The organism is Polynucleobacter sp. 39-46-10, assembly GCF_002282275.1.
Genome location: NZ_NCJB01000337.1, coordinates 1 through 2,395 on the forward strand (window position 1 = coordinate 1; position 2,395 = coordinate 2,395).

Consider the following 2,395-nt stretch of genomic DNA (forward strand, 5'->3'; position numbering starts at 1 on the left):
GGTTGGTACGACTTCAATCGAAAACTCAGAGTTAATCGCAGGCCTACTGACTCAGCGTAAGTTACCGCATCAAGTTCTGAATGCGAAGCAACATGCTCGGGAAGCTGAGATCATTGCTCAAGCCGGTAGACCAAAGATGATCACCATTGCTACCAATATGGCTGGTCGTGGAACAGATATTGTTTTGGGTGGAAACGTTGGTAAGCAATCTTCTTTAATTGAGGCTGATGCCACGCTTTCGGACGCGGAAAAAGCTGCCAAGATTAGGATCCTTCAGGACGAATGGCAAAGTTTGCATGATCAAGTTTTAGCTGCGGGTGGTTTACACATTATTGGTACTGAGCGTCACGAGAGTCGACGTATTGATAATCAGCTGCGCGGTCGTGCTGGTCGCCAAGGTGACTCAGGCTCTTCCCGTTTTTACCTCTCCTTGGACGATGCTCTTCTGCGTATTTTTGCTGGAGAACGTCTGCGTGCAGTGATGGATCGTCTCAAGATGCCAGACGGAGAGCCAATTGAAGCAGGTATGGTGACTCGCTCGATTGAGTCTGCCCAGCGTAAGGTTGAAGGCCGTAACTTTGATATTCGTAAACAGTTGTTGGAGTATGACGACGTTGCTAATGATCAGCGTAAAGAAACTTATCGCCTCAGAAATGAAGTATTGGAAAGCGCCGATGTTGGTGATCTGATTGCCAATTTGCGTGAAGATGTATTGCGTGGCGTTTGTGCGATTTATGTTCCTTTGGAATCCATGGAAGAGCAGTGGGACTTAGTTGGCCTGGAGAATGTATTGGCTAGCGATTGGGGCTTAACTGTCGACCTGAAAAATTGGGTTGAAAATGCGGAATCTATGGACGATGAGCAAATCGTTGATCGCGTTCTAGAGGCGGCAAAAGAGTCATATGATGCAAAAGTGGAGCTTTCTGGACGTCCATCCTTCGCTGGATTTGAGCGCTCTGTTTTACTCTACAGCTTAGATACCCATTGGCGCGAGCATTTGGCTGCCTTGGATCATTTGCGTCAAGGTATCCATTTACGTGGCTATGCTCAAAAAGATCCAAAACAAGAATACCGCCGCGAAGCATTCGAGCTGTATGGTGAGCTGCTCAATGTCATTAAGAATGACGTTGTAAAAAACATCATGACAGTTCAAATTCGTAGTGCAAGCGAGTTGGACGAAGCCTCCGAGTCAATGAACGAGGACTTGGCTAAGCTCTCAGACGTGCAGTATCAGCATGCTGATGCAGATCTTGAGGTGGCGGGGTCAACCGGCGATCGTGGTGCAGCAATTGAAATAGTTCCAGCACCCATTCGAAGTGGTCCTAAGGTTGGGCGTAATGACCCTTGCACCTGCGGTAGTGGGAAGAAATACAAGAACTGCTGCGGAGCATTAGCTTAATAAGCCAATAATTTTTTATGGCGTTATTTAGATGGAGGCCTTGGCCTCCATTTTTATTTTTAGCCCAATAGCTAGGGCTTTCCCTAGCTATCTAGATACCCTTATATCGATCAAGATCTTCTCTTATATGCAAGCAATTGCAGTTATGAGTCAAAGGAATCGGTATGCAAAAGTCCCTGCACATCAATGCAGATAAATGCACAGGCTGTCTTCAATGTGAGATGGCTTGCAGTTATGAGCACTATGGAGTGTTTAATACCTCTAAGTCCCGAATTAAAGTATTCGAGTTTCACGATACAGGGAAGAAGGTTCCTTATACCTGCACCCAGTGTGCAGAAGCTTGGTGTCTTCAGGCTTGTCCCGTTGATGCGATTAGCTTGGATATCCTCACTGGAGCCAAAGTTGTTTCCGATGACACCTGTGTAGGTTGCAAGGTGTGTACGATTTCTTGTCCCTTTGGAACTATTAATTATGTTCAAGATACTGGCAAGGTTCAGAAGTGTGATTTATGTGGCGGCGATCCAGCATGTGCAACTGCGTGCCCAACTCAGGCTATTACCTATGTAGATGCCGACTGGACGGGCTTAGACAAAATGCGCGAATGGGCAGACAAGCTCGGTAATCAAAATAGTTCCAACTAAAAAGCATAGGAAAAAGATCATGTCATGGGCTGGAAAATTACTACGCGTTAATCTAACTGCCGGCACTTGTGCCTCAGAGCCAATCAATATGCAGTGGGCTAAGGAATATTTAGGCTCACGAGGTTTAGCTTCGAAGTATTTAGTGGAAGAGTTGGATCCTAAAGTTGATCCACTGTCTGCTGAAAATAAAATGATTTGGGCAACTGGCCCCTTGACTGGAACGATGGCCTCTACTGGTGGTCGCTACACAGTGGTGACCAAGGGGCCAGGCCGGCATGAGTCCTTCATTGTGGCATGTAGGGCTTTATTCGCCGTTTATCCTGCTGGTGTATATCGCTGCGATGCGCGCTGTTTA

Annotated in this window: 3 protein-coding genes; all 3 read left to right on the plus strand. The window is 46.6% G+C overall.

Features of this window, described 5'->3' with window-relative positions:
* Positions 1-1,399: SEC-C metal-binding domain-containing protein (locus B7X71_RS15325; RefSeq protein WP_293601327.1), on the plus strand; the 1,399-nt coding region annotated here is incomplete at its 5' end.
* A 164-nt stretch (positions 1,400-1,563) separates the two neighbouring features.
* Positions 1,564-2,040: a 4Fe-4S dicluster domain-containing protein gene (locus tag B7X71_RS15330; RefSeq protein WP_215302433.1), complete on the plus strand. Its 477-nt coding sequence runs from the start codon at positions 1,564-1,566 to the stop codon at positions 2,038-2,040.
* Positions 2,041-2,059: 19 nt separating this feature from the next.
* The coding region (locus B7X71_RS15335) for an aldehyde ferredoxin oxidoreductase N-terminal domain-containing protein (RefSeq protein WP_293601329.1) at positions 2,060-2,395 on the plus strand (336 nt) is incomplete at its 3' end.

Bases quoted from the DNA above. Each gene is read 5' to 3' on its own strand.
- B7X71_RS15330 (WP_215302433.1), top strand. From the start codon at position 1,564: ATGCAAAAGTCCCTGCACATCAATGCAGATAAATGCACAGGCTGTCTT.